General features: G+C 56.2%; 1 protein-coding gene. It reads right to left on the bottom strand.

The window, feature by feature from the left end; translation table 11 throughout:
- On the bottom strand, positions 1-340 hold a 340-nt coding region (locus tag QD208_RS17590), incomplete at both ends, for an IS30 family transposase (protein ID WP_279837688.1).

Raw genomic sequence — 340 nt, forward strand, 5'->3', positions numbered from 1 at the left:
TCATGCATCTTTGCCAGTATCAAGTATCCGCTACTGAGCTCTACAAGAGTGCCAACCGCTGAGGCATTGCCTTTGCCCTTGATCAGGTCGCCTTCCCAATGCCCAGGCATCTCGCGCTTGTCCACCTCGGGCGGGCGAAGGTGAATGCTGACCATGTCGGGGATCTGACCTCGGCGGTCCGTCTCACCACGGCGAGGCTTACGCGTACTTTTGCCATGCCGCAGGCAATGGATGAGCTCTTTGCGCAGTTGCCCAACTGGCAGCGCATAGATGGCAGTGTAAATTGTCTCGCGACAGACGTAGGCGTCTTCAAGCTTGGGTAAATTCATGTGTCGAAGCT

Origin of the sequence: Cobetia sp. 29-18-1 (genome assembly GCF_029846405.1) — a bacterium.
GTDB classification, from domain to species: Bacteria; Pseudomonadota; Gammaproteobacteria; order Pseudomonadales; family Halomonadaceae; genus Cobetia; species Cobetia amphilecti.